Origin of the sequence: Selenomonas sp. ND2010, assembly GCF_000702005.1 — a bacterium.
Classification (GTDB): Bacteria; Bacillota; Negativicutes; order Selenomonadales; family Selenomonadaceae; genus Selenomonas_A.
Genome location: NZ_JNKI01000012.1, coordinates 68,274 through 92,949, shown reverse-complemented (window position 1 = coordinate 92,949; position 24,676 = coordinate 68,274). Strand labels below are relative to the sequence as shown.

Here is a 24,676-nt window from a genome sequence, read left to right as displayed (position 1 = left end):
CAGATTTCAAATTAAGTTGAAGTGCCAATTCGTGGTAAGAAATCTCTGTACTTAAATATAACTCTACAGCATTTACCTTGAATTGGAAAGAATATGTTTCATTTTTTCTTGACCGCTGAAGCCCATCTTTCCCCATTCTACGATATTTTCCGACCCACTCTTGAATGCATTTTGGGGAAGGGATGTCATATTTTTTTGTTAAGGCAGTATATCCTATATGTCCATTCAAATACTCTTGGACTACCTTACATTTAAATTCTGCACTATATTTTGCCATAAAAAGACCCCCATAAGTTAGATTCCTTGGTCTAACTTATGGGGGTCTCTACAAAAAACACGTTTTTTCTATTCTATTTTTTCCTCCCTTATCCCTTAGCACGAATAAACAAACTCGTAAGATGGTCGACATCTTTCTGACGATCCAGTTCGTAAAGCGGAATCTGCCGGATGGATTCATCCGGTAAGGCCAGATTATGGATATACGTAACTTCATATTCATCCGGATATAAATCCATCAGCATGAGCTTGGTATCCGAAGCAATCTGCTGATTATAGACCTGGGTAATGACCAAGGACTGTGCCGGCATTTCCCTCAGCGTTTCCACATCTTCGGCATCAATGATCGTCAGCCCGTCAATCGGATCAATTCCCAAACGGGTATACATCACTTCGACAAAGCTCATGCCCGGACGAATATCTACCGTTACCGTTGAATCTCTCCCAATCTCACGCAAAAGCACAACAGTGCGTTCTGCCACCAACGGACTACCGGGAACTGCATAGACAATGTCGCCTTCTGCTGCCGCCCGTTCCAAAAGGTCTGCCGCAATCTTCTGGTACAGCGTCTCAAAATCCTTCGCCTCATCATAGAACCCATCATACGTGGAAAAATCCATCCCTGCGTTCTCTAACGCCTCAACAGTAGGATGGATTCGCGTACGCAACACCAATCGCTCCGCCTTTTCCATAAGTTCCCAACTCTCCCGGGTAATAAGGCCGGCACGTCCCGGGCCTAAACCTACTACTGTAATTGTTGCCATATTCACACACTCTCCTGCCTTATTCGCTCTTGGTTGTTTCTTTACCGCTTTTCCCTGCGGCCTCATCGCCCGCAGCAATCATAAGCAGCCGCGTGACGAAGTTCGTGATGTTTTTCTTGTATTTATCGTTCAAGACAAAACGGAACCCATTTTTATCCGGCAAAGCCCGCATACTGCGGCCAAACAATTTGTCCAACGAAATCATGCCTTTAACCGGCATTTTATATCCGGGAAGCAAGTAAATATCCAAAGCGTTCGGCATCTCCGCAATCGAACGAATCGAAAGGTCCCGCGCGTAATTTTTGATGCGCGCTACCTCCAATAGATGCATAACCGGCTTGGTCGGCTCCCCAAAACGATCGATCAATTCGTCCAACAGATTGTGAAGCTCTTCATTTTTGCGGATGGCGGCAATACGCTGATATATTTCAATCTTATGCATTGCATCGTCGATATACCCGCCATCAAGATAAGCCTCCACCTGCAAATCAATAATTGGATCTGGCTTTGGCGGTTCCACTTCCTTCTTGCCGCTTTTCATTTTCTCTACCGCTTCTTCGAGCAGCTTGCAATACATCTCAAAACCAACACTTGCAATATGTCCGTGCTGCTGTGATCCCAGCAGGTTTCCCGCTCCACGTATTTCCAAATCCCGCATAGCAATCTTGAACCCTGCCCCCAGCTCCGCAAACTCCTTCATCGCCTGCAGTCTTTTCTCAGCAGTTTCCGTCAGGATTCTATCGGCCTGATAGACAAAATACGCAAATGCCATATGATGCGAACGTCCCACTCGTCCACGCATCTGATAGAGCTGCGATAAGCCGAAATGGTCGGCATTGTAGACAATGATTGTATTCGCATTGGCTACATCCAAGCCGTTTTCTACAATGCTGGTTGCCAACAATATGTCATAAGCGCCCTCATAAAAATCCATCATAACCTGCTCTAGCATATCCTCAGGCATCTGTCCATGCGCCGTCTGAATCCGTGCATCGGGAACCAGCTGCTGGATATGGTCCCGCATCCGGTCGATGGTATCGACGCGATTGTAGACAAAATAAACCTGGCCACCGCGTTTCAACTCGCGCTTGATGGCATTAGCCAAAACGGTATCGTTATTTTCCACCACATAAGTCTGTACTGGAAAACGCTCTGCCGGTGGCGTTTCGATAATACTCATATCCCGAGCTCCCACTAGTGACATGTGAAGCGTTCGGGGAATTGGGGTAGCCGAAAGCGTCAGCACATCGATTCCCGCCGCCAGGCTTCGTATTTTATCTTTCTGCTTGACACCAAAGCGCTGTTCCTCATCAACAATCAACAGCCCGAGATTTTTGAACTGAACCTTATTTTGATTAAGGATGGCATGAGTGCCAATCAAAATATCGACTTTGCCCTCCTTGACCTTGGCAATGGTTTCCTTCTGCTCCTTGGCAGAACGGAAACGGCAGATTACATCAACCTGAGGCGCAAAATCCATAAACCGGGAACTGAACGTCTTATAATGCTGCTGCGCCAGCACCGTAGTCGGTACTAATACGGCCACTTGTTTTCCATCCATGGCAGCCTTGTACGCAGCCCGAATTGCCACCTCTGTCTTGCCAAAACCTACATCCCCGCACAACAGTCGTTCCATCGGCTTCTCTTTTTCCATATCTGCCTTGATTTCAGCAATCGCTCTGAGCTGGTCCTCGGTCTCCTGATAAGGAAACGAATCTTCAAAGTCCTGCTGCGTCGCATCATCAGGCGAAAAAGCAAAGCCCTTCGCCTGACGACGTTTGGCATAAATCTCGATAAGCTGCTTCGCGATGTCCTCTACGGATTTTTTAGCCCGAGCCTTTGCTTTGACCCACTCGGTCCCCCCCATGCGGTGCAGCCGGGGAACATCGCCCTCCGAACCGATGTATTTCTGCAACAATCCTACTTGATCGGTGGGTACAAAGAGTTTATCGTCGCCACCATACTTGATATGTAGATAATCTTTATGAATGCCACCGACATCCAGCGTTTCAACCCCCAGGTATTTGCCAATACCGTGATTGACATGAACCACATAATCCCCAGGTTTAATTTCCCGAAAATGAGAAATTCTATCCCCTTTATGCGACGCCCGGATCGTTTTGCGCTTCTGATGTCCAAAAATATCCTTTTCCGTTACCACGACGAGACGTGCCGAAGCCATCTCAAAACCAGAAAGGAGCGTTCCCTGCTGGATGTTGATCAAATCTTCACGCAGCTCAGCCGATTCCTCCATCACGGCCGATGGTACCCGATGACGAGCAAAAAGCTCACGCATGGAATTGGCCTTTTCCCGATCGCCGAGCAGTACCAAAACACGCTGCTTTTGTCCCAGCCAGCGATTTGCCTCATTCTCCAGCAAATCCATCTGTCGCTGGAAAGGCGTCATATTGGTAGCCGTAAAGCTGATTGTCTGCTCCGGCTCCGCTCCATGGACTTGCTGCAGCATCAAAGCCGAATAAAATACGTGATTGCCCTTTGCTGCAGCCAGCATATCTTCCCAACGAAAAACCTTCGATTTGATGTCAGGGTTTTCGCGTATCATTGTCTTGATTTGTTCCCGAATTCTTATCGGCTCATCGAAAAGAACCGTCCCACGCTTTTCCAAATACGTTAAGAAAAGTTCCGGCCGGCCGGCATCATCCGTCTGTGCTAATGGCAGGATAGCCGTACTGCTGATATTACGGATGGAACGTTTTGTCTCCAAATCAAATTCCCGAAGAGAATCCACTTCGTCATCGAAAAATTCAATGCGCACGGGAGCAGGGCTGTTGATCGGATAGACATCCACAATCCCCCCTCGGGCACTGAACTGACCAACCCGTTCGACATCGATTGCATTCTCATATCCCAACTGTACCAAATGTTTCAACAAATCTTCCCGCGGAAACCGCTGCCCGATCTGAATCCGCAGGCTTAACCGCTCAAACTCATTGCGGCTCATGCCCTTTTGAACGGCTGCGGCCGCTGTTGCCAGCACAATAACCGGCTCATGCCGCATGAGCCGTCCAAGTACATCCATGCGCCGCGCCGAACGTTCCAGGCTTTTCGCCGCCGCCTGGACATTCTCTAGATCTAATTCCGGCAGTTCTACCACAGCAGTGGCAGGGAGCAGGGCCGTTAAATTTTCCCGCCAAGCACTCACCATTTCGCGGTTATGCACCAATATCACCCATGGCTGCGGAACTTTTTCGTAGCAGGACGCGAACGCCACATGCTTCTGAGAACTTCCCAATCCATAGGCCAGCACCTCACAGGCCTTGCCGTCAAAGCAGGCCTGCAGCTTTTGCACTGCAGCATCCTGCCCAATAGCTGCCAATAAAGAATTCATCCTCACACCTCTGTCTGTTTTCATTACGCCAAAATGGGACTGCCGGCTGCTCTAGCAGCCGATAGTCCCTGTAAAAACAATTCAATGCTATTTATAATAATCCTATTTTCCGCGGACGTCAAGAAACGACCGCGGTTTCCAATCAAACGCAGCTGCCATGCCGGGACGCAAATTCTGTAAATTCTCGGCATTATGTGCAGGAAGGATGCAATAACTTCCACACGCCTGGCATTCAAGAATAATCTCTTCGCCACGCACCGCCGCCGAAATCTCAGAATTGCCGCAGGGACATTCAAGCTCGCCACTGCTTGCCAAATCATGGAGCCGATTCAGGGCCTCTAACAGCGTCTGCTGCCGCTCCAAAAATCTATCCCCATCATTGGGGTGCAGGGAATCGTATTCTGCATCATTGAAATCCAGGAATTCGGCAATATCCTGCCATTGCCCCATATAGCCTAGTTCAAAATTATCATGCTCGCAATAAAGCTTTTCAAATCGCAGACGACGCAATTGACGCCAGGTAAACTGCTGCTGATTTTCTCCCTTGCAAGCCCCACAGACAGTTTTTAAAAGCAGCCCTTTGCGCGGTTTCCAAGTTATTTCTCCCATCGTATGCCCACAGTTGCCGCATTCCATCACGAAGTGCTTCTGCCCGCTGAAGAGCGGCACATCCTGGAGCTGTATCCGGCCGCAGCGTTGGCAGTAGAACGCTAATGAACAGGCCGTATCGATAAGCATCACCATCTCCTCCTTTCTGTCTTATCCCATCTCCATCATCATTTGGGAGTATACTTCGCCGGTCTTCATTCGAAATCCTTCCGCCCCCCAAGATTTTTGTACGAAAAAAAGCCCTGAATTTCTCAAGGAAATTCAGGACCATTTTTACCTTATTTTGCCTGGCTGACAGCCAAAGCCGCTTTGACAAAATCACGGAACAACGGATGGGGATTGTTCGGACGGGATTTAAGCTCCGGATGAGCCTGCGTGGCCACGAACCAAGGATGGTCCTTGACCTCAATCATCTCAACTAAGCTGTCATCTGGCAACGTGCCAGCGATGACCAGTCCCTTTTCCGTGAGTTCCTGACGGTATTTGTTGTTGAACTCATAACGATGACGATGACGTTCCTGGACATTTGCCTTGCCATAAGCAGCAAAGGAATGAGTACCTTCACGGAGCAGGCACTCGTATGCTCCCAGGCGCATCGTACCACCTTTGTTTTCAACGCCCTGCTGGGACTCCATCAAATCGATGACCGGATGCTTCGTTTCCGCATCAAACTCGGAGCTATGCGCATCCGTCATGCCGCATACGTGACGGGCAAACTCAATGACGGCACACTGCATGCCTAAGCAAAGGCCCAAGAATGGAAGCTTGTGCTCGCGCGCATACTGAATTGCCTTAATCTTGCCTTCGACACCACGGTCACCGAAACCGCCCGGTACCAAAATCCCCTTGCAGCCAACAAATACTTCGTCAAGATCCGTATCCGGATTTTCGATTTCTTCTGCATTTACCCAATGAATCTTAACCGATGCATCGTTATCAATGCCGCCATGATGCAATGCCTCGGTTACCGAGATGTAGGCATCCGGCAGTTCGACGTATTTGCCAACTACAGCAACTTTTACCTTCTTGCTCGGGTTGTTGATCTTATAGACCATTTTCTCCCAATCGGACATATCCGCCGGACCAAAGTCCATGTTGAGCTTCTGCAACGCAATCTTATCCAAGCCCTCACGCTGCATCATCAACGGAACCTCATAGATTGTCGATGCCGTACGGTTCTCAATAACCGCCTCAGGCTGAACATCGCAGAACATCGCAATCTTCTCTTTCATCTCTTTCGAAATCGTCTTTTCCGTGCGGCAGACGAGAATATCCGGCTGGATGCCAATAGCGCGCAGTTCCTTTACGCTATGCTGAGTCGGTTTCGTCTTGAGCTCACCAGCAGCCGAAATATACGGAAGCAGCGTAACATGAATGTACAGCGTATCATTCTTGCCGACTTCCTTCTTAACCTGACGGATAGCCTCTAGGAACGGCTGGCTTTCGATATCACCGACCGTACCGCCGATTTCTGTGATGACCACATCAGCGCCATCAGCTTTTGCAACATCATAGACCTTTTGCTTGATTTCATTGGTGATGTGGGGAATAACCTGAACCGTCGAACCCAGATATTCGCCACGACGTTCTTTATTCAGAACCGACCAGTATACTTTACCCGTGGTAATATTGGAGTTCTTCGACAGATTGATATCGATAAAACGCTCATAATGACCAAGGTCAAGGTCCGTTTCAGCACCATCGTCAGTGACAAAAACCTCACCGTGCTGATACGGGCTCATCGTACCCGGATCGATGTTGATATACGGGTCAAACTTCTGAATCGTGACCTTGAGGCCCCGGCTCTTGAGCAGACGGCCGAGCGATGCAGCCGTAATGCCTTTTCCCAGGGAAGATACAACACCACCGGTAACGAAAATATACTTTGCCATGGAACTGCCTCCTGTACGTTCTTATTGAAATAACATGTTGCCTATTCTATCCTTTTTGACCAAGACTGTCAATATCCTAAAAGAATTATTCCTGGATGCTCTCCAGCTTCTTCTGACGATTGTTGATCGCCTTATTGGCAGCTTTTGACTTGCCAGCACTAGAACGGCTGCTATGACGCTTGATTTCTGGCGGGTTCCACTCCGTAAGGCCCCACTGCCCATCCCCCTCATAGTGGAAACGGCTGTCCATATTGATGAGCGTATAAACTTCCGAAATAGCTGCCGACAGTGACTGTACCGGCTTATGCTTCTTTTCGATAACCTCGAGAACGAGGTCCTTGTAATAGATGGTCTGTCCCTTCTGAGTCAGAATGTAATAAGCAATATCGACTTCCGAGCTGTTGACGAAATCCATAGATAATGGTCTCCTTCCAATTCTTTTTCTTTACATATGATCCGGGGCAGAAACGCCAAGGATGCCAAGGGAGTGACGAATAACATGAGCCGTAACCGTCACCAATGCCAGACGGGCTTCCGCCAGTTTCGGCTCAACGCCCATGATACGGCACTTATTGTAGAAGCTGTGGAACAGTGCTGCCAGATCATAGCTGTAGCGAGCAATGCGCTGCGGAGCGTAATCAGCCGCAGCCTTTTCCACTTCTTCCGGGTACTCTTCAATTTTTTTGATGAGGTCAATCTCTGACGGGTCTGTCAGCAGGCTGAGTTCTGGTTTGTCCCCCAGAACCAGTTTAGTCTCCTCCGCCTGACGGAAGATACTGCAAATACGGGCATGTGCATACTGGATATAATAAACCGGATTATCATTCGATTTCTTCTTGGCCAGGTCAAGATCGAAATCCAACTGGCTGTCGAGAGAGCGCATCAGGAAGAAATAACGGGCGGCATCGGTGCCGACTTCCTCCATAAGCTCATTGAGGGTAACACTTTGGCCCGTGCGTTTACTCATCTTGACCAGTTCGCCACCACGATAGAGGGCAACCATCTGCAACAACAATACGGTCAATTTCTTAGGATCGTGTCCCAGTGCCTCCATTGCTGCTTTTACGCGGCAGACATACCCATGGTGGTCAGCCCCCCAGATGTTGATAAGACGGTCAAAGCCACGCTCGTATTTGTTATGATGATAAGCAATATCGGCAGCCAGATAAGTCGGCACACCATTGTCGCGAATAACGACACGATCTTTATCATCGCCATAAGCAGTAGACTTCAGCCACAGAGCACCGTCCTGCTCGTAGATATTGCCATTGTCCTGCAAGATCTTGACTGCCGCCTTAACCGCCTCAGGATGAAGCGTACGCTCACTAAACCATTTGTCAAAAGTGACCTGGAACGCAGCTAAATCTTCCTTCAGGGCAGCCAGCTTCTCTACATAAGCCAAATCCTGGAAAATCTTCAAACGCTCTTCTTCTTCCAGATCGAGGTACTTATCGCCTTCTTTGGCAATGATGCGCTTTGCGGTATCCACAATATCCTGACCGTGGTAGCCATCTTCCGGGAACTCGACTTCGCGCCCCAAAAGTTCCAGATAACGGGCATTTACGGAACGGGCCAGATTGTTCATCTGATTGCCGGCATCATTGATGTAGTATTCACTTTCCACCGGATACCCAGCAGCCCGAAGCAGATTGACCAGCGCAGAACCAGCAGCAGCACCGCGGCCATGTCCTACATGAAGCGGGCCAGTCGGATTCGCACTGACATACTCAACCTGGATTTTCGGAGCATCTTTTGCCGGAAGCTGGCCAAACGACTCGCCAGCTTCCAAAATCTTCTGGAAGGAATCGTAAAGGACGTTGCCCTTCAGATAGAAATTCAAAAAGCCTGGGCCAGCAATCTGCGTGTGGTCCAGCCAATCGCCTTCCATTCGCTTTGCCAGCTCTTCTGCAATCTGGCGCGGATTTTTGCGGAATACGCGGGCTGACTGCATCGCAAAGTTCGTAGCAAAATCGCCAAACTCCTTCTGCGGCGGAACCTCTAAAACGATTTTCGGCAGTTCTCCTTCCGGGAAAACGCCATCGGCAATCGCATCTTTCGCGGCCTGCTCAATAGCAGCCGAGAGTTTATCTTTGATATCCATAGTATCCCCCTAGCCTAAATCTGTCCGACAGGGCAGCTTTCAGTCGTTTTGTTTCTTGTCGTTTGAGATTTGAACCTGCAGCGTATTGCTGCTCTGATATTGTCCGTCAATGGCAACATCGTACTCCGCCTCAATACGATTATCCAGCAATCCCAGACTCACCCGGAGTCTGCTTGTGCGGATCGACAGTTTCAAATCCCCATAAGGTGTCCGATACGTGCTGCTTGTTTCAGCACCCTCCCGGAAGCGCATTTCCTGATGCACGCCGCCCTTTCGCAGGATTACCACTTCTTCACTGCTGAACTTCAGCACCGTTGAAGTCTTCACCTTCTCATCCAGCAAGGCATCTTCATAAAGCACGTAATGCTTTCCGTTCTTTACCGAGTGCCGCCCCACTGCCATGGATTCGATGGTATTCTCTTCCCCACTGTCATCCCGCTGACTGCCGCGTACCCGGACAATGACCGGATTCATTGCGCTCACATAATCACCTCTTTAAAAAACATACTGTACATTATTATAAACCAATGTGCAAGCCTTGCCAACTATATTTTTTGAAAAAAGAAAACGGCCCACCGTAACGGTAGACCGCTTTTTTCAGATAAAATCCATCAAGTCCGGAATTTATCTATCTGATGTGCCAACTGCTCTGCCTGCTCTGCCAAGCTGCGAGTTGCCGCCGCAATTTCCTGGGTAGAAGCCGACTGTTCCTCAGTCGTAGCCGATACCGACTGCGCCCGAGATGCATTTTGACTGCTGATTTCGGCGATATTGTTCACCGAATGCTGCATGGTCTTTGTGCCCTCAGCAATGTTGCGGAAATTTGTCGTGACTTCCTCGATTCCCATCGCCAGCGACTGAATGGAAATCTTGATGGACTCGAATACTTCATCGGCACTCTTGACCGAATCCATACTGCTGGCAACGCTTTCTGCACTGAGCTCACTTGCCGCTACTGCATCCTTCATATCATGCTGGATTTGCGTTACGAGCGAAGCGATCTGCTGCGTTGAAGCTGCCGACTCTTCCGCCAGTTTGCGAACTTCATCAGCGACCACCGCAAAGCCACGTCCAGCTTCTCCAGCACGGGCAGCCTCAATGGCTGCATTAAGTGCCAAAAGATTCGTCTGCTCAGCAATGCCGGAAATCATTTCGACAATCTTGCTGATTTCATCGGAGCTCTTCGACAGTGCCTGGATCGAAGTCTTGACCGTCGACGTGCTGTCGCTGATATTCTGCATGGAATCGACGACCGTGTTGATCGCATCACGGCCAGAGGTGACGCTTTCGACCGTCATCTGCGTAACGGAGGCAATTGCCTCGGTATTCATAACGACGCTGTCCGTACGACCGGCAATATCCTGAGCTGCCTGATCCGCTGCCTCAGCCAGTTCCGACTGGTTAGCAATTCCCGTAGCAATATCGGTAATCTGCTGAGCAACCTGATTCGAAGCATCAGCCGACTGATGCGATGCAGCCGTAAGCTCTTCTGCCGAAGCCGAAACTTTTTCTGCACTGCTCTGAATGCTGCTGATAAGGCCGCGAATCGTCTGCCGCATATTTTCAAAGCCGCGGGCCAATTCCCCGAGCTCATCGTTGGTATCTACCGACAAGGGCCGCGAACGGAGGTCGCCGTCGTTGAGAATCCGGCAATCCTCACGAAGCGAAATGACTGGTGCAGCCATCTTGCCCGAAACAACCCAAATGATCATTGCGATGGCAAGAACCATAGCCAATCCGACCAGCGTCAGCACGCGAATCAGATTATTGGCATCCGCACGGATTTCATCAAGCGGGGCTACCGAAACGGCCAACCAGGTACGATTTCCCAGATGAATCGGCGTCATAACCGCCTTCGAAGCTACTCCCGCTGAAGTCGTATATTCCGTATCTACCTGCTTATCTTCCTGGATTGCCTTATTGTAGCCATCCACTAAAGCTTTATCGATTGTCTTATTTGATGTCTCCTTGGAAATATCCAACTTGCCAACATCATCCGGCTGCTGTGCATAAGCGATAACCAGGCCTTCCTGATCGGCAATATAGACACGGCCAGTTTCCATATACTTGATACTGCCCGCAATTTCTGAAATCTCGTCGAGTTCAATCGTGCCGTAAACAATACCAGTCAAATTGCCATTATCCAATACCGGATAAGCCATAACCGTAATGAGTTTTCCCGTCGAACCAGATATCGACGGACCGGTCATATAAGGTTTTTTCGTCTCGCGAACCTTCTTAATGTAATCACGGGACGAACGGTCCATATCCTTTCCGGTATCACTGTAGGCCTTACCGCTTACATCGGAATAGGCCAACATCGCAAATCCTGTCGTCCGCGATTTGAGATTTGCCATAATCTTCGTGCGCTGCTCGCGGTCACCAGAAATAATTCCCTGATTGAGTGCCAATCCCTCAACGACCATTTCCTTTTCTAAGTAAGTTTTTTCAAGCTGCAATGCCGTGCTTTTCCCGATTTCCTTGGAAATCATATCCGCACTTTTAAACATCGCATTGCTGGACATGTAGTAGCTGATTGCAAAAAACACCAAAAAGCTGCCGACAAACATTGACAGAAACCCCGCCAAAAACTTTGTCCGTAGGCTGTTTAATTTCATCAACCTAACCTCCTGATTCTCTTCCTCACCGGATTCCCCAATCCGGCACACACATCTTAGGAACTCATAGTAAAAGCATTGCATAAATGATAATTTATGCAATGCTCAATCATAAATTCCATACAAAAATCTTACTGCTGTTCTACAGCAATGTCAAGCTCCACCACATGTCCTGACAAGTCCATTTCCACCGTCAAATACTGCGAATCGCTTATCTTGACTTGAAAATTTTCTCCTATAGAAAGTGACGGTGTAGAAATATCCACTTCCAGTCCCATCCCAGTAAGATTCGTTGCCGCATTTGCCGTGAGCATATTACTCATTTCGGAAATAGCACTCTGTGCCATCGCATCGAATTCTGCCACAGGCATCCCCATCATCATTGTCGATGCAATGAATTTAGCTGTTTCTTCCGACATATTGTAAACGACATTTCCACGAATCTGTTTGGTGAACCCCACAATAACAGATACGCCCTTGCTTATAGCATTCTTATCTCTTACATTCATCTTCAGGCGCTTCGGCTCGGGAAATCCCATCTGCGGCATGACAGTTGTGAATGCATCCACAAACGGATTCACTAACTTTGCATCCATCGTATCAATCTCCTTCCGCAAATCCCACATTCATGCTTATATCTCCAATTCGAGTTTTTGCTACGATGCGGAAAGTAGTAAGTTTCGGGCTTGCAATACGGATATTCGTACCGCAGATTGTGCCCGGCGGCGTAATACGCATCTCTTTATCTTTGAAAATATCATTGATGTTTGATACCCCTCGGCCCACGATAATATTCGCAGACTCTTCTACGGATTCACTAGCCTCCTCTTCCGTAATATCATCCAAACTTTCCTTATCCAGCATAATCATAGAAAACTTATGCATGGTATCCGCTTCCATCGAAACGATGGCACGGCCAACCGGATAGCCCGTCAAACCAATGATAACCGCTACCCCACTGACATCGAGGAAACGTCGTTCATCGAGCTCAACCTCGACTTCGCTATGCACACCAACCAAACTGAAAAGTCCCTGCTGCAGAGCCCGTGCAAATGGCTTTGCATAAGACTCGCGAAGTACGGCAACCTTTCCTACCTTATTTTGGCAAAGAATCATCAACGTATCGATCAAGTCATTGGTATTGATTGGTTTTTGCATGAACGCACTTATCCCAGCCTCACGTCCCTTTGCCACCAGGCTGGCATCCTTCATGGCACTGATCATGACAATCTTGGCATCGGGATCGATTGCATGGATACGGCGGCTGCATTCAATTCCATCCGCATCCGGAAGATTCATATCCATGGTAACCACAGCGGGCCGATATTCTGCATAAAGCTGAACTGCCTCCGCTGCATTTGCTGCCATAGCACACACTTCAAAGTTAGTCTTCTTGAGATTCCCTTCTAACATTGCCCGACTGATCTTTGAATCATCGACAATCATCACTTTGACTTTCTCCACAAATGCTCACCTGCTTCTTTTAAATTTAAGACTACGTGACACTATTTCCTTACCTATCCTCTTAGGGCTATTCAATTCTCAATAATTAAATTTTCGCTATCCATGACTAAAATCCCTGCTCCTCCATAAAAAAAATAAAATGGCATCAGATTTTACTCTGACGCCATTCTTACCGAATCAATATCTCTTATTTTGCTGGCAGGATTTCAATCCAATAACCATCTGGGTCACTAATGAAATAAATTCCCATCGCAGCATTTTCATAGCAAATGCAGTCCATTTCCTTGTGGCGCTTATGTGCCGCCTCAAAATCGTCGACGGTAAGGGCAAGATGGAATTCATTCTCCCCAAGATTATAGGGGTCCTTGCGCCCCTTCAGCCAAGTCAATTCGAGCTCATGCGGGGAATTTCCGCCATCCCCAAGGTACACCAACGTAAAATCCGGATTTTCCAAACGATGGACCTCTTTTAAATCCAAAGCCTTCTGATAGAACGCTAAGCTTCTCTCAAGATCCAATACATTCAAGTTATTGTGGACAAATTTGAAATTCATAGCATCTCCCCCTAACTCCAACTGCATGTTTCTCGATAATTATAACGCATGCTGCTTCATTTGCCAAAGGAAACTCGCCCCACAAACCTTATATCTCACTATGCTCCACAGAATCGAACACTGCGGTAATACTCTGCGCCGGTTTTTTATCCAAAAGACTGACGACATAGATAGCCACTAGGGAGAATACAAAGCCAGGTACGATCTCATAGAGGCCGAATAACGCCAGCTGCTTCCAAACCAGAACCGTTACGCCGCCCACGATGATACCTGCCAACACGCCATTGCGGGTAGTGCGCCGCCAAAACAGGCTCATGAGCAATGCTGGGCCAAAGGCAGCACCAAAGCCGGCCCAAGCATAAGCAACCATATCGAGAATAAAGCTATTGGGATTCAATCCCAAAAAGATTGCCAACGAAGCAATGACCAGAACCGATGCACGGCTTATCCAAACCAGTTCTTTCTGATCCGCTTCCTTGCGCGTCAACGTGCGATAGAAATCCTGCGCAAACGCCGATGCCGCAACCAGCAACTGCGAAGACGCCGTACTCATGATTGCAGCCAGCACGGCCGACAAAATAAGTCCTGCTACTACCGGTGGGAACATGGTATTCGTCATGACCAGGAACACGGTCTCCGATTCGGTTCCCTGAAGCGGCTCGGCAAGGAACACGCGGCCAGCCATGCCTACTGCCACAGCAGCAGCCAACGATACCACGACCCAAGTCATAGCGATACGAGTTGCCTGTTTGATTTCTTTGGAGCTGGAAATCGCCATAAAACGCACCAGAATATGAGGCTGTCCGAAATAACCGATACCCCAAGCCAGCAGGGAAACCAATTCAACAATGCCCAGCACCGAGCCATCCGGTTTCGTAAAAGGTTCCAACATGGAATGCTGAACGCTGTCAATGGCAGCAATCGTTGCCCCCAAGCCTCCCATAGACATGCCCGCGGTAATCGGAACTACCAGGATGGCAAAAAACATCATGATTCCCTGAATGAAATCCGTACGGGAAACAGCCAGAAAACCACCCACCAACGTGTAGAACACCACCGAACCCGCGCCGATAAAAATCGCGTACTGGTATGGAATCCCAAAGACCGTCTCAAAGAGCCGGCCTGCCGAAACGAAACCAGAGGACGTATAGATGATGAAAAAAATCAAAATAAAGATTGCTGGCACAACGCGCAACAGTCCACTTTTGTCCTCGAAGCGGTTTTCCAGAAATTCCGGCAGCGTCAGCGAGTTATTGGCAAGTTCCGTATACTTGCGCAATCTTGCTGCAACAAAATGCCAATTCGCCCATGTGCCAATCGCGATACCGACAGCAATCCAGCCGGCATTTAAACCGGCCAAATAAGCAAATCCCGGAACGCCCATAAGCATCCAGCCGCTCATGTCCGAAGCCTCTGCACTCAAGGATGTGACCCAAGCTCCCAATTTGCGGTTTCCCAAAAAGTAATCACTCATATTGCGCGTCCGACGATAATAGTAAACACCGATTGCCATCATGACGCCAATATATAAGATAAACATATTGATAATTGCTAGATTATGTGTCAATAGTTTTCCTCCTTAAAATCATATTACAGGTTTACAATATGTTATACATTATAACCGTAAACCTCCCATAAATGCAACTATTATTTATATAGGAACTATACTATTTCTGTTATAGTGTACATTTTTATTTTTTTTCGTAAAAAAAGCTTGCAATCTGTAAAATCTTCTCGTATAATAGCAAAGGTTTTGCGAAAAGCCCCAAAAAAACGGATTGCATACGCAGATTGCTTCCCACCCGAACAGCAAAGATCTGCGCTCTTTTTGTGCGCCCGAATTTATTGAGGCCACATATTTTAGGAGGGAATTATCATGAAAAAGTATGATGTTGCGATTGTTGGTGGCGGCCCAGCGGGAGTCTTTGCCGCTTACGAGCTGGCAGAAAAGAAACCAGGACTTCGCATCCTGGTGCTCGAAAGTGGCAAGGACATCTACCACCGTGTCTGCCCCATCTCAACGGGTAAGGTAAAAAGCTGTATTGGCTGCAAGCCCTGCAGCATCATGCGCGGCTTCGGTGGTGCTGGTGCCTTCTCCGATGGCAAATACAACTTCACGACTCAGTTTGGCGGCTGGCTCAACGAATACCTGCCCGATGACGAAGTCATGGATCTCATCAACTACGTCGATAAGATTAATATGAAGCATGGCGCCCCCGCCGAAGTCTTCTCTACCGAAAATTCCAACATCGGTCAGCTGGCCCTGCAGCACGACCTCCATCTTCTCAGTGCCAGCGTCCGTCATCTCGGCACGGAAAACAATCTCAACATGCTCAAAGCGACCTATGAATACCTCAAAGACAAAGTCGAATTCCGCTTTGAGTGCCCGGTTGCCCATATCCATTCCGATGGAAAAGGTCATAACAGCCTGGAACTGGAAGATGGCGAAACCATCGAAACCGAATATCTAATTGTCGCGCCTGGCCGTGCAGGTGCTGAATGGTTCTCCAACGAATGCGACGCCCTTGGGCTCCAGCAGGAAAACAATCGCGTCGATGTCGGCGTTCGCGTGGAAGTCCCGGACGAAGTCTGGAACCATATTACCAGCCAAGTATATGAAGCCAAACTCGTTTACCGCACGAAACGCTACGGCGACCAAGTCCGCACGTTCTGCATGAATCCGCATGGTCATGTTGTCATGGAAAATACCGATGGCATCGTAACGGTAAATGGTCATTCCTATAGTGATCCAAAACTCCAGAGCAACAACACGAACTTTGCCCTGCTCGTCAGCAACCGCTTCACGGAGCCGTTCAAATCGCCGCATCAGTACGGCAAACGCATTGCTTCGTTCTCAAACATGCTCGGCGGCGGTATCATCGTCCAGCGCTTTGGCGACCTCATGAAGGGACGCCGCACGAATGCCCACCGCATGACCAAGAGCTTCACGAAGCCAACCCTGCAGGCAACACCGGGTGATTTGTCTCTCGTACTGCCGAAACGCCATCTCGACAACATCATCGAAATGATTCAGGCACTGAATAACATCGCCCCGGGTATGACAAACGACGATACGCTGCTCTACGGTGTCGAAGTAAAATTCTACAGCTCGCGTGTCGTTCTTTCCCACGAGCTGGAAACTACCCTCAAGAACGTCTTCGCCATCGGCGATGGTGCCGGCGTTACCCGCGGCCTCTCTCAAGCAGGTGCCAGCGGCGTCTACGTTGCCCGCCGCATTCTCAACCGGATAAAATAACCTTCAGCGTTAAGAAAAAGGGACGGACAGTCACTACTGACTTGTCCGTCCCTTTTTTCTTTTCAATCCTTCGTCCTATCTTTTTCATACTGCTCGGCCACAGCTAAAACAAATTGCTGGCAAACTTTGGCCGATTCCGGCTGAAACTCTTCTGCCCGAAATTCCGTATTGGACAAAATGCGGATGCCCAAGAAAGGAATTCCGTACTGTTGGCAGATTTGCGCCGCTGAATTGACCTCCATATCTTCGCAGGAGGAGCTGAATTGGTTGTGCAGGAATTGCAGGCGTTCCTTTTGCCGGTTCCAAGTATTGCAGCTGGCGATGCAGCCGGCAATTACACGACCCCGCTTATAGTTTTTTGCCACCTTCTGCGCCGCCGCCAGCAGCTTTTCATCCCCCGGATAATAAACTTCCTGCGGAATAAAAGACTGCATCGTGGCATCATAAGCATACGAACCCATAAGTTCCATGTGCCGCCAATCCACCAAATCTTCCTGCGCACTGCGATAAGAGCTGGCATCAAAAGAACGTCGTCCCAGCACGATATCATAAGCTTTCAGGGCCGGGTCATGCCCACCCGCAGTTCCCTGACTTATCACCGCTGTGGGGCGAAATCTTTCGATTCCCAGTGCAGTAGCCGCCGCTGCATTTGACATACCAATGGAAGTTACCGCCACTACGAGATTCACATCATGGTACTTACCTTCTACAAAGCGCCACTGCCCGACGACCTGCTCCTGCGGATCAGCCAAAACCTCAAGCAGCAACTCTGTTTCCATGTGCATGGCACCTTCTATCATTATCTTCTGGGTATCCATTCCAACCTCGCCCCTTTGCCAAAAATCAATCGTTACGACATAGACTGTACTCCCCCTGACCGGAACTTGTCAATACATAATTTGCCGTCGTAAGAATCCCAGCAATAAACTGATGCCGGAGCGTATAATAATCCTCTTTCCTGCCACCGGCAGCCAGCCAATAGGCCCCATGAACATCGAACCGCTGCTGCCAGCTGAAGTGCCCTTCCTGTTTATCCGTGACGACGTTTACCCCGTCGCACGGCATACCATCCAAGGTACAATCTTCAATTCGTTTGTAGCACTCGCCAGCCGTACTATCTGCTTCGGCTGCTTTTTCCATTCCAAACGTATAGGCAACCGCCTTCAATTCATCCAGTCGCTCCTCATGATCGGTCAAAATGCTAGCCACCAACTCAGCATAACGCGTTTCCACACTTTCGATACAGCTGCTGAGCCAGCCGTGAATATTGGCTTCATCGATAATCTCCTCCAGTGGATGACGTTCATCGCGAACATAATCCGCTGCCGAATTCAACCAACCTTCCTGCTCCGCCTTGTCTGCTATGCGGCGTAAAAGATCTTCCTGTACCATTATCTTTTCATACATCCAATAGTGAATTGGCCCTAAAAAAGCACTCATCATATTACCTCCATTTCGTAGTTAAAACTATACGAAAAAAAACGGAGAGCGTCTGTAAAAAATGTTACAAGGAATCGCACGCATCAAAAAAGCTGTCTTCCCCATTCCGGGAAGACAGCTTTTCCTAGTCAACTCAAAGATAACGCAGCCAAACGTATACATTGGCTATGATTATCGTCAGCACCATAACCGGGAATGCGACTTTCATGAAGCCCAGGAAAGAAATCTGACGACCACGCTGTGCTGCCATCGAGGCAACGACAACATTGGCACTGGCACCAATCAAAGTACCATTGCCGCCCAGGCAGGCACCAAGTGCCAAGGACCACCAAAGCGGATCGAGATTTGTAAGCCCCATCTGCCCCATATCCTGAATCAACGGAATCAATGTGGCAACAAACGGAATATTATCGATAAAGGCGGAAGCGATAGCACTCATCCAAAGGATCAGTACCGCCGTAGCCGTAACATCGCCATTGGTAAGCTTGATTGCCTCAGCTGCGAGCATTTTAATAACGCCCGTTTCCACCAAGGCACCCACCAATACAAACAGGCCAGCAAAAAAGAAAATAGCCAGCCATTCGACCTTCGAGAGGACCTTGGCAATCATAGCCTCATTGCGCGTAAACGTAATGAGCAGCAAAAGACCTGCGCCCGTAAGTGCCGCCGTAGCCGTTTCCAAGCCCAACGCACCGTGCATGACAAACAAGGAAATCGTAACGAAGATGACAAACAGGCATTTTTTCAGCAATTTCACATCCGAAATCTGGCTTTTCGCATTGAGGCGCATGACCTTCTCCTGCAAATCCGGCTGCGTCTTGAGCCCCTTGCCATAAAGCAGGATGAGGAGTGCCTGCACGACGATGAAAATAACAATCGATATCCCTGTCATGTTCATGACAAAATCCATAAAGTTAAGGCCGACAGCACTGCCAATCATGATGTTTGGCGGATCGCCGATCAAGGTTGCCGTACCACCGATATTGGAAGACAGGATCTGCGAAATCAAATAAGGTTTGACATCTACCTTAAGCTGCGCCGTAATACTGAACGTAATCGGCACTGTCAGCAAGACCGTTGTGACATTATCGAGCAATGCAGAACAGACCATCGTCAGGGTCGACAACGCGACCAGCAAAGCAATGGGGCGAGCCTTTACCTTTTTCGCCGCCCAAATGGCCAAAAAATTGAAAAGTCCCGTCTCACTGGTGATATTGACGATAATCATCATACCCATCAGAAGCCCTAGGGTATTAAAATCAATGTGATGAATAGCCGTTTCCTGACTGATGATCCCACATAGTATCATCAGCATAGCTCCGAAAATACCAACAATCGTACGGTGAACCTTCTCGGAAATAATCAGCGCGTAAGCAGTAACAAAAATGATAACTGCCACGGTTGTGCTGCTCAGCAATACAATCCACTTCTTTCTTTACTTATACTGGTTCAAATTTACTGGTTCTTCTTATACTTCGGGACCAGCACGATGTTTTCTCCATCACGCTTAATCTTAAACGAATAATTCTTTATCCCTTCGCGGAACAGTTCCATTTTCAGCTGCAACAGGGCCTTGCCGAGCGACTCTGTGAGTTCCGGCGTAAATCCAGCCTTGCCGAGCTGTGCCGGCGGTTCGATGCCAGCGCGCTCACGACGCTTCTGCTCAGCGACTTTTTCCGCCTTGATGAAGGTGTCCTCCAAGGTAGCTTCCTCCACGTAATTCTGGAACATATCCTTATCCGTAAGGCCTTTTGGTATCTTACTCATCTTATCCCTTCTTTACTTTCGCCCAGCTGTCACGCAAGCCAACCACCCGGTTGAATACGAGTTTATCCGGCGTAGTATCCGGGTCTACTACGAAATACCCCGTGCGCAGGAACTGATAATGGGTGCCCACAGCTGTAAGTTTGACACTCGGCTCAATCCACGCATTTTCAATCGTCTCCAGCGAGTTCTTGTTAAGCGCCTCTAAGAAATCAGCGGGAACATTGCCGTTCTCATCCGACTCGATAAGATAATCATAGAGACGTACTTCCGCTGGCAGGGCCGTCTTGGCAGCTACCCAATGAATCGTGCCCTTGATTTTGCGGCCAGCCGTTGCTCCACCAGTCTTCGAATCCAAGTCAGCCGTGCAGTGAAGCTCTACTACCTTGCCGTTCTCGTCTTTGATTACTTCCTCGCATTTAATGATGTAGGCATGTTTGAGACGGACTTCTCCGCCCGGTTTAAGACGGAAATATTTCTTGGGCGGCTCTTCCATGAAGTCTTCCTGCTCAATGTAAATTTCCCGTGAGAACGGTACAAAACGACTGCCACCATGCATCGGGTTGTTGTCTGCCAGCAGATATTCCTCTTTATCCTCCGGATAGTTGGTGATAACCACCTTCAACGGACGAAGCACTGCCATAACACGGTCGGCATTCTCGTTGAGGTCATCGCGAACGCAATGCTCGAGCATGCTGACATCTACCAGGCTGTCGGCTTTGGCCACGCCGATTTCTTCGCAAAACTTGCGCAGCGATGCCGGCGTATAACCACGGCGGCGAAGCCCCGAAATTGTCGGCATGCGCGGATCGTCCCAACCACTGACGAAGTGTTCTTCCACCAACTGGCGCAATTTACGCTTACTGGTAACCGTGTTGGTAAGGTTCAGGCGCGCGAATTCAATCTGACGCGGACGGGTATTTGCATCAAATCCCAACGACTCCAACAGCCAATCGTAGAACGGACGATGCTCTTCAAACTCCAACGTACAAACCGAATGAGTAATCCCCTCGATTGCATCCGAAAGCGGATGCGCAAAATCATACATGGGATAAATGCACCAAGCATCTCCCGTACGATGATGATGCGCATGGGCAATGCGGTAGATGACCGTATCGCGCAGGACCATATTCGGCGATGCCATATCAATCTTAGCGCGCAAAACCTTTTCGCCATCGGCGAATTCTCCAGCCTTCATGCGCGCGAACAAGTCCAGATTTTCCTCAACACTGCGGTTGCGATACGGACTTTCCTTACCGGGTTCCGTGAGGGTTCCGCGATAAGCGCGAATTTCATCAGCCGACAAGTCATCAACATAGGCAAGACCTTTTTTGATGAGCTCGCATGCATATTCGTAAAGCTTATCAAAATAATCCGAGGCATAGAACATGCGATTCTGCCAAGAAAAACCGAGCCAATGGATATCCTCCTGAATGGAATCCACGTATTCTGTGTCTTCCTTAGTCGGATTCGTATCATCGAAGCGAAGATTGCAAAGTCCACGATTGTACTCTGCCAGCCCAAAGTTCAAGCAAATCGACTTTGCATGACCGATATGGAGATAACCATTCGGCTCAGGTGGGAAACGCGTGTGAATACCTTCCGTATACTTTCCATTCTTCTGGTCTTCCTCAATCGCATTCTGAATGAAATTGGAAGCGATCGTCGTATTCTCTGCCATTTGATTCTCTCCTTTATAAATCCACACGGTCTTTGGCCGCGCATTTTTTCTTAATATATTCCTGCAAACGCTGGATGCCTACCGCGAGGCCTTCCTGTTCCGGCAGATACTTGATAATCAAATCAACGTATCCCCGCTCTACCATTTTGCGAAGCGTCCAGCTGTAATTGATATCATACACCCACATGAGCCGTACGAGCTTCCGGTCCCCATGCGTGCGCAAGCGATGATAGTCCGCCTGCTTGCCCTCAGCAAAATCGCGGACAAAATCCGGACTCACGAATTGGCTCGCATCAGCCTTGATAAACTTCGGCGCCTTATCGACACCATCCGGTGTCAAGTAGGGTGACAGAACACGATAAATATCGAGTTTATCGGCATCGCGCAGCAAACGGGCAAAAACCAGCTTACGCAAATCATCGCTAGGTTCGATTTCTTTCTTATTGTGGTTGCGGATGGCAAAACGAACCACTGCCTCATCCTCTGGCGTTAGCTCTGCCATATAGGGCATTTCCTCTTTCAGTACCTTTAGCCCAAGATCTGCATGATCTTCGGACTGTGCATCATTAAAGGTCTTATAAATGCTATACTGGCGAAATCTGCCCACATCATGAAACAACCCCATAATCTCAGCCAACTGAATATCATGCGTATTTAGCTTTAAATGCTGAGCCAGTTCCCTTGCAATTTTAGTGACATATTCCGTATGGATCATCTTGATGCGTATGCCCTGCATGACCTCTTCGTCATCCGTAACAAACCGCGCCATATAATCATCCATCCAGTTATGCATTTTTTTTAGTAATTCTTCCATTACTCGTCTTCCTTACTATTTCCGCTCTGGACACTGCATGAAAACATTATACTACGAAGGGAATTGTCACGCAATATCGTGAATTTCTCTGCCATTTACCTCTCCCCATCAATTTTCAATCAAAATATTGAGCTTGCGTAAATCCTCACGAATTGCCTGCAGCGTTTCTTCATCTGGCACTCGTACCGTATGCATATGAACCCCACCAGTCACCACCAACAGCGGATTGGCCTGGCACTTCTGCATCTTGGACAGAAAGGCGCGAATATCTCTGCGATTTTCCAGCAGCAGGTCACCACGTATTGGGCCGTACAGCGGATGCTCTACAATGACATCCAGGACAGCGCCACCATTATCGACGATAGCCAACAGCTCCTTTTCCATGCCTGCCGCATCATGCTGGCATACCAAGGTAACCATCTGGCTTGCCTGCCCCTGCTCCTGTGGCAGAATATATCCCCGCGGCGTTGCAAAAATCTGCACTCCCTGTGCCCGCAGAATACTGATATCCCCGACAATAATCTGGCGGCTTACCCCAAATTCCCGTGACAGCTTGGTCCCCGTCAGCGGCTGCTCCGCTTCCTTCAGGCGTTCAAACAATTTTCTCCGGCGTTCTTCCGTATTCATGTACAAACCCCTTTCCGTGATAACGATAAAAAAAAGGCTGCCCTAACGGCAGCCTATACATTTCAAATGGTGGGCGATAACAGGATCGAACTGCTGACATCCTGCTTGTAAGGCAGGCGCTCTCCCAGCTGAGCTAATCGCCCGAAAATGGTGACGCGTATGGGATTCGAACCCATGAAGCCGCCGTGAAAGGGCGGTGTCTTAACCACTTGACCAACGCGCCATATGGCTCCTCGAGCAGGATTCGAACCTGCGACAGCCTGATTAACAGTCAGGTGCTCTACCGGCTGAGCTATCGAGGAATAACTCTGTGACACTCTCGTGTCGACAAAAAGTATTATACGGGATTTTCCAAAAGAATGCAACCCCTTTTTAAAAAAAAACTCGATTTTTTTTAAATTTTATCGTGACGCATATCTTCGGCGATCAATTCTTCTAATCTTCCCACCGTAATATCCTTTTCCGAATAAACCGTAAGACCATTTTTCATCAGCAGTGCTGCCGCCACACCCTGCCCTTTGATTTTCTTGCCATCAAAATGGCCGCTGTGAATCTTCTTAACCCCACAGGACGGACTGCCCTCTTTCAAAATAGCCACCCGCGCATGATAGGCTTCAGCGATTTTTAGGATTTTGTCTGCCCCGGTCAGAAGATAATTCGTCGTATCCATACCATTCTCATCGACGACACGCGCTTTCCCCATCAATACTTTCTTCCCGGTTCCCTCCTGAATTTCCATCGGCGGACGCGGTACCGGCAGCATAGCAAAGCACTCCGGGCAGACAGCAATAAAGCGTCCCCGTTCGTTATATTTAAGCAGGAGCTCATTGGTATTCGCTCCGCCATTGAATTTCACTTTATGCCCCAGCAAGCAGGCACTTACCAAAATCATCGTTTATACCCCTTTCTTATCCCAAACTGTGTAACGGATACTCCCAGCTTCTTAACCAAAGATTCCAGACTATCCATAGCTAATTCCTGGCCAGCCGCCATCGGAATACAAGCGCAAGTACGAGCATCATCAAGTGCATTGTGATGCTTAAATGCAATCTGCAAGAAATCGCCTACCGTGTTTAGCTTATGGTTCTCCAAATCCGGCCAGACCCGGCGGGCAATTGCCACAGTATCGCAATAGGCAAAGTCCGGGTTCGACAGGCCGTATTTAGCCAGGCAAGCCCCGAGCACTCCCATATCGAAACGCGCATTATGTGCTACTACGATACGCCCTTCCAAATGCTGGCAAAGTTCTGGCCAAATCTGCGCAAAATCCGGTGCATCAATCGTATCTTCCCGCGATATCCCATGAATGCGTGTATTGAAATAATTATACCGGTTAGCAGGCGGCTGAATCAGCGTATAGTACGAATCATAGAGTTTCCCATCCTTAACTTCGACTACAGCCACACTACAGGCCGAATCTCTAGATGCCGTTGCTGTCTCAAAGTCAATGGCAGCAAAATTCATCATT

Annotated in this window: 23 protein-coding genes and 3 tRNA genes; 1 reads left to right on the top strand and 25 read right to left on the bottom strand. The window is 48.6% G+C overall.

The window, feature by feature from the left end:
- The 13 genes from T504_RS0106160 to putP all read right to left on the bottom strand — a co-directional run.
- Nucleotides 1-277: helix-turn-helix domain-containing protein (locus tag T504_RS0106160; RefSeq protein ID WP_033170188.1), on the bottom strand; the 277-nt coding region annotated here is incomplete at its 3' end.
- An 88-nt stretch (nt 278-365) separates the two neighbouring features.
- On the bottom strand, nt 366-1,040 hold the full coding sequence (locus T504_RS0106155) for an SAM-dependent methyltransferase (protein ID WP_033170187.1): 675 nt from the start codon (nt 1,038-1,040) through the stop codon (nt 366-368).
- Nucleotides 1,041-1,059: 19 nt separating this feature from the next.
- Nucleotides 1,060-4,389, bottom strand: a complete 3,330-nt coding sequence (gene mfd, locus T504_RS0106150; protein ID WP_033170186.1) for a transcription-repair coupling factor — start codon at nt 4,387-4,389, stop codon at nt 1,060-1,062.
- Between the two features lie 102 nt (nt 4,390-4,491).
- Complete coding sequence (locus tag T504_RS0106145; protein WP_033170185.1) at nt 4,492-5,127, bottom strand: hypothetical protein; 636 nt, start codon at nt 5,125-5,127, stop codon at nt 4,492-4,494.
- A gap of 149 nt (nt 5,128-5,276) precedes the next feature.
- A complete protein-coding gene (locus T504_RS0106140; protein ID WP_033170184.1) occupies nt 5,277-6,890 on the bottom strand; it encodes a CTP synthase in 1,614 nt (537 codons plus the stop codon).
- An 85-nt stretch (nt 6,891-6,975) separates the two neighbouring features.
- A complete protein-coding gene (rpoE, locus tag T504_RS0106135) occupies nt 6,976-7,305 on the bottom strand; it encodes a DNA-directed RNA polymerase subunit delta (protein ID WP_033170183.1) in 330 nt (109 codons plus the stop codon).
- Between the two features lie 30 nt (nt 7,306-7,335).
- Nucleotides 7,336-8,991, bottom strand: coding sequence for an arginine--tRNA ligase (gene argS, locus T504_RS0106130; protein ID WP_033170182.1), 1,656 nt, complete (start codon nt 8,989-8,991; stop codon nt 7,336-7,338).
- Nucleotides 8,992-9,030: 39 nt separating this feature from the next.
- Entirely contained in the window at nt 9,031-9,465 is a 435-nt protein-coding gene (locus T504_RS0106125) for a YwiB family protein (protein WP_033170181.1), read from the bottom strand.
- Between the two features lie 137 nt (nt 9,466-9,602).
- A complete protein-coding gene (locus T504_RS0106120; protein ID WP_033170180.1) occupies nt 9,603-11,609 on the bottom strand; it encodes a methyl-accepting chemotaxis protein in 2,007 nt (668 codons plus the stop codon).
- A 131-nt stretch (nt 11,610-11,740) separates the two neighbouring features.
- Complete coding sequence (locus tag T504_RS0106115; RefSeq protein ID WP_033170198.1) at nt 11,741-12,205, bottom strand: chemotaxis protein CheX; 465 nt, start codon at nt 12,203-12,205, stop codon at nt 11,741-11,743.
- A gap of 4 nt (nt 12,206-12,209) precedes the next feature.
- On the bottom strand, nt 12,210-13,073 hold the full coding sequence (locus T504_RS0106110; protein WP_033170179.1) for a response regulator: 864 nt from the start codon (nt 13,071-13,073) through the stop codon (nt 12,210-12,212).
- Between the two features lie 187 nt (nt 13,074-13,260).
- Entirely contained in the window at nt 13,261-13,626 is a 366-nt protein-coding gene (locus tag T504_RS0106105; protein ID WP_033170178.1) for a VOC family protein, read from the bottom strand.
- Nucleotides 13,627-13,714: 88 nt separating this feature from the next.
- Nucleotides 13,715-15,193 (bottom strand): sodium/proline symporter PutP, encoded by a 1,479-nt coding sequence (putP, locus tag T504_RS0106100; RefSeq protein ID WP_033170177.1) that lies wholly within the window; start codon nt 15,191-15,193, stop codon nt 13,715-13,717.
- A 309-nt stretch (nt 15,194-15,502) separates the two neighbouring features.
- On the opposite strand from putP, the gene T504_RS0106095 reads away from it, so the two are divergent.
- Entirely contained in the window at nt 15,503-16,882 is a 1,380-nt protein-coding gene (locus tag T504_RS0106095; RefSeq protein WP_033170176.1) for an NAD(P)/FAD-dependent oxidoreductase, read from the top strand.
- Between the two features lie 62 nt (nt 16,883-16,944).
- Here T504_RS0106095 and mtnN read toward each other — a convergent pair whose 3' ends face one another.
- From mtnN to T504_RS0106035, 12 genes are all read right to left on the bottom strand, one after another.
- Nucleotides 16,945-17,700 carry a 5'-methylthioadenosine/S-adenosylhomocysteine nucleosidase gene (gene mtnN, locus T504_RS0106090; RefSeq protein ID WP_033170175.1) on the bottom strand — a complete coding sequence of 252 codons (756 nt, stop codon included), beginning with the start codon at nt 17,698-17,700 and terminating at the stop codon, nt 16,945-16,947.
- Nucleotides 17,701-17,725: 25 nt separating this feature from the next.
- A complete protein-coding gene (locus T504_RS0106085; protein ID WP_033170174.1) occupies nt 17,726-18,322 on the bottom strand; it encodes a hypothetical protein in 597 nt (198 codons plus the stop codon).
- A 133-nt stretch (nt 18,323-18,455) separates the two neighbouring features.
- On the bottom strand, nt 18,456-19,739 hold the full coding sequence (locus tag T504_RS0106080; protein WP_033170173.1) for an ArsB/NhaD family transporter: 1,284 nt from the start codon (nt 19,737-19,739) through the stop codon (nt 18,456-18,458).
- A 38-nt stretch (nt 19,740-19,777) separates the two neighbouring features.
- The gene (locus T504_RS0106075) at nt 19,778-20,089 is read right to left on the bottom strand and encodes a hypothetical protein (RefSeq protein ID WP_033170172.1); all 312 of its coding nucleotides are present in this window, start codon (nt 20,087-20,089) and stop codon (nt 19,778-19,780) included.
- A gap of 1 nt (nt 20,090) precedes the next feature.
- Entirely contained in the window at nt 20,091-21,767 is a 1,677-nt protein-coding gene (locus T504_RS0106070; RefSeq protein ID WP_033170171.1) for a glutamine--tRNA ligase/YqeY domain fusion protein, read from the bottom strand.
- A 13-nt stretch (nt 21,768-21,780) separates the two neighbouring features.
- Nucleotides 21,781-22,581: an HD domain-containing protein gene (locus tag T504_RS0106065; protein ID WP_033170170.1), complete on the bottom strand. Its 801-nt coding sequence runs from the start codon at nt 22,579-22,581 to the stop codon at nt 21,781-21,783.
- 108 nt (nt 22,582-22,689) lie between these two features.
- Entirely contained in the window at nt 22,690-23,208 is a 519-nt protein-coding gene (locus T504_RS0106060; RefSeq protein WP_033170169.1) for a transcription repressor NadR, read from the bottom strand.
- Between the two features lie 67 nt (nt 23,209-23,275).
- Nucleotides 23,276-23,351, bottom strand: a tRNA-Val gene (locus T504_RS0106055).
- Between the two features lie 5 nt (nt 23,352-23,356).
- A tRNA-Glu gene (locus T504_RS0106050) sits at nt 23,357-23,431 on the bottom strand.
- A gap of 3 nt (nt 23,432-23,434) precedes the next feature.
- Nucleotides 23,435-23,510, bottom strand: a tRNA-Asn gene (locus T504_RS0106045).
- A gap of 92 nt (nt 23,511-23,602) precedes the next feature.
- On the bottom strand, nt 23,603-24,100 hold the full coding sequence (locus tag T504_RS0106040) for a 2-thiouracil desulfurase family protein (protein ID WP_033170168.1): 498 nt from the start codon (nt 24,098-24,100) through the stop codon (nt 23,603-23,605).
- Complete coding sequence (locus T504_RS0106035; RefSeq protein WP_051635232.1) at nt 24,097-24,675, bottom strand: 3'-5' exonuclease; 579 nt, start codon at nt 24,673-24,675, stop codon at nt 24,097-24,099. Before T504_RS0106035 ends, T504_RS0106040 begins: the two co-directional genes overlap by 4 nt.
- Between the last annotated feature and the right edge of the window lies 1 nt (nt 24,676).

Excerpts from the sequence above, each read along its gene's own strand:
- T504_RS0106115 (WP_033170198.1), bottom strand. The coding sequence starts at position 12,205 with ATGGATGCAAAGTTAGTGAATCCGTTTGTGGATGCATTCACAACTGTC.
- rpoE (WP_033170183.1), bottom strand. The coding sequence starts at position 7,305 with ATGGATTTCGTCAACAGCTCGGAAGTCGATATTGCTTATTACATTCTG.
- T504_RS0106155 (WP_033170187.1), bottom strand. The coding sequence starts at position 1,040 with ATGGCAACAATTACAGTAGTAGGTTTAGGCCCGGGACGTGCCGGCCTT.
- T504_RS0106060 (WP_033170169.1), bottom strand. The coding sequence starts at position 23,208 with ATGAATACGGAAGAACGCCGGAGAAAATTGTTTGAACGCCTGAAGGAA.
- T504_RS0106145 (WP_033170185.1), bottom strand. The coding sequence starts at position 5,127 with ATGCTTATCGATACGGCCTGTTCATTAGCGTTCTACTGCCAACGCTGC.
- T504_RS0106040 (WP_033170168.1), bottom strand. The coding sequence starts at position 24,100 with ATGATTTTGGTAAGTGCCTGCTTGCTGGGGCATAAAGTGAAATTCAAT.
- T504_RS0106035 (WP_051635232.1), bottom strand. The coding sequence starts at position 24,675 with ATGATGAATTTTGCTGCCATTGACTTTGAGACAGCAACGGCATCTAGA.
- T504_RS0106095 (WP_033170176.1), top strand. The coding sequence starts at position 15,503 with ATGAAAAAGTATGATGTTGCGATTGTTGGTGGCGGCCCAGCGGGAGTC.
- T504_RS0106120 (WP_033170180.1), bottom strand. The coding sequence starts at position 11,609 with ATGAAATTAAACAGCCTACGGACAAAGTTTTTGGCGGGGTTTCTGTCA.
- T504_RS0106070 (WP_033170171.1), bottom strand. The coding sequence starts at position 21,767 with ATGGCAGAGAATACGACGATCGCTTCCAATTTCATTCAGAATGCGATT.
- T504_RS0106125 (WP_033170181.1), bottom strand. The coding sequence starts at position 9,465 with ATGAATCCGGTCATTGTCCGGGTACGCGGCAGTCAGCGGGATGACAGT.
- T504_RS0106105 (WP_033170178.1), bottom strand. The coding sequence starts at position 13,626 with ATGAATTTCAAATTTGTCCACAATAACTTGAATGTATTGGATCTTGAG.
- T504_RS0106140 (WP_033170184.1), bottom strand. The coding sequence starts at position 6,890 with ATGGCAAAGTATATTTTCGTTACCGGTGGTGTTGTATCTTCCCTGGGA.
- argS (WP_033170182.1), bottom strand. The coding sequence starts at position 8,991 with ATGGATATCAAAGATAAACTCTCGGCTGCTATTGAGCAGGCCGCGAAA.
- T504_RS0106085 (WP_033170174.1), bottom strand. The coding sequence starts at position 18,322 with ATGAGTGCTTTTTTAGGGCCAATTCACTATTGGATGTATGAAAAGATA.
- T504_RS0106075 (WP_033170172.1), bottom strand. The coding sequence starts at position 20,089 with ATGAGTAAGATACCAAAAGGCCTTACGGATAAGGATATGTTCCAGAAT.
- mfd (WP_033170186.1), bottom strand. The coding sequence starts at position 4,389 with ATGAATTCTTTATTGGCAGCTATTGGGCAGGATGCTGCAGTGCAAAAG.
- T504_RS0106065 (WP_033170170.1), bottom strand. The coding sequence starts at position 22,581 with ATGGAAGAATTACTAAAAAAAATGCATAACTGGATGGATGATTATATG.
- mtnN (WP_033170175.1), bottom strand. The coding sequence starts at position 17,700 with ATGGATACCCAGAAGATAATGATAGAAGGTGCCATGCACATGGAAACA.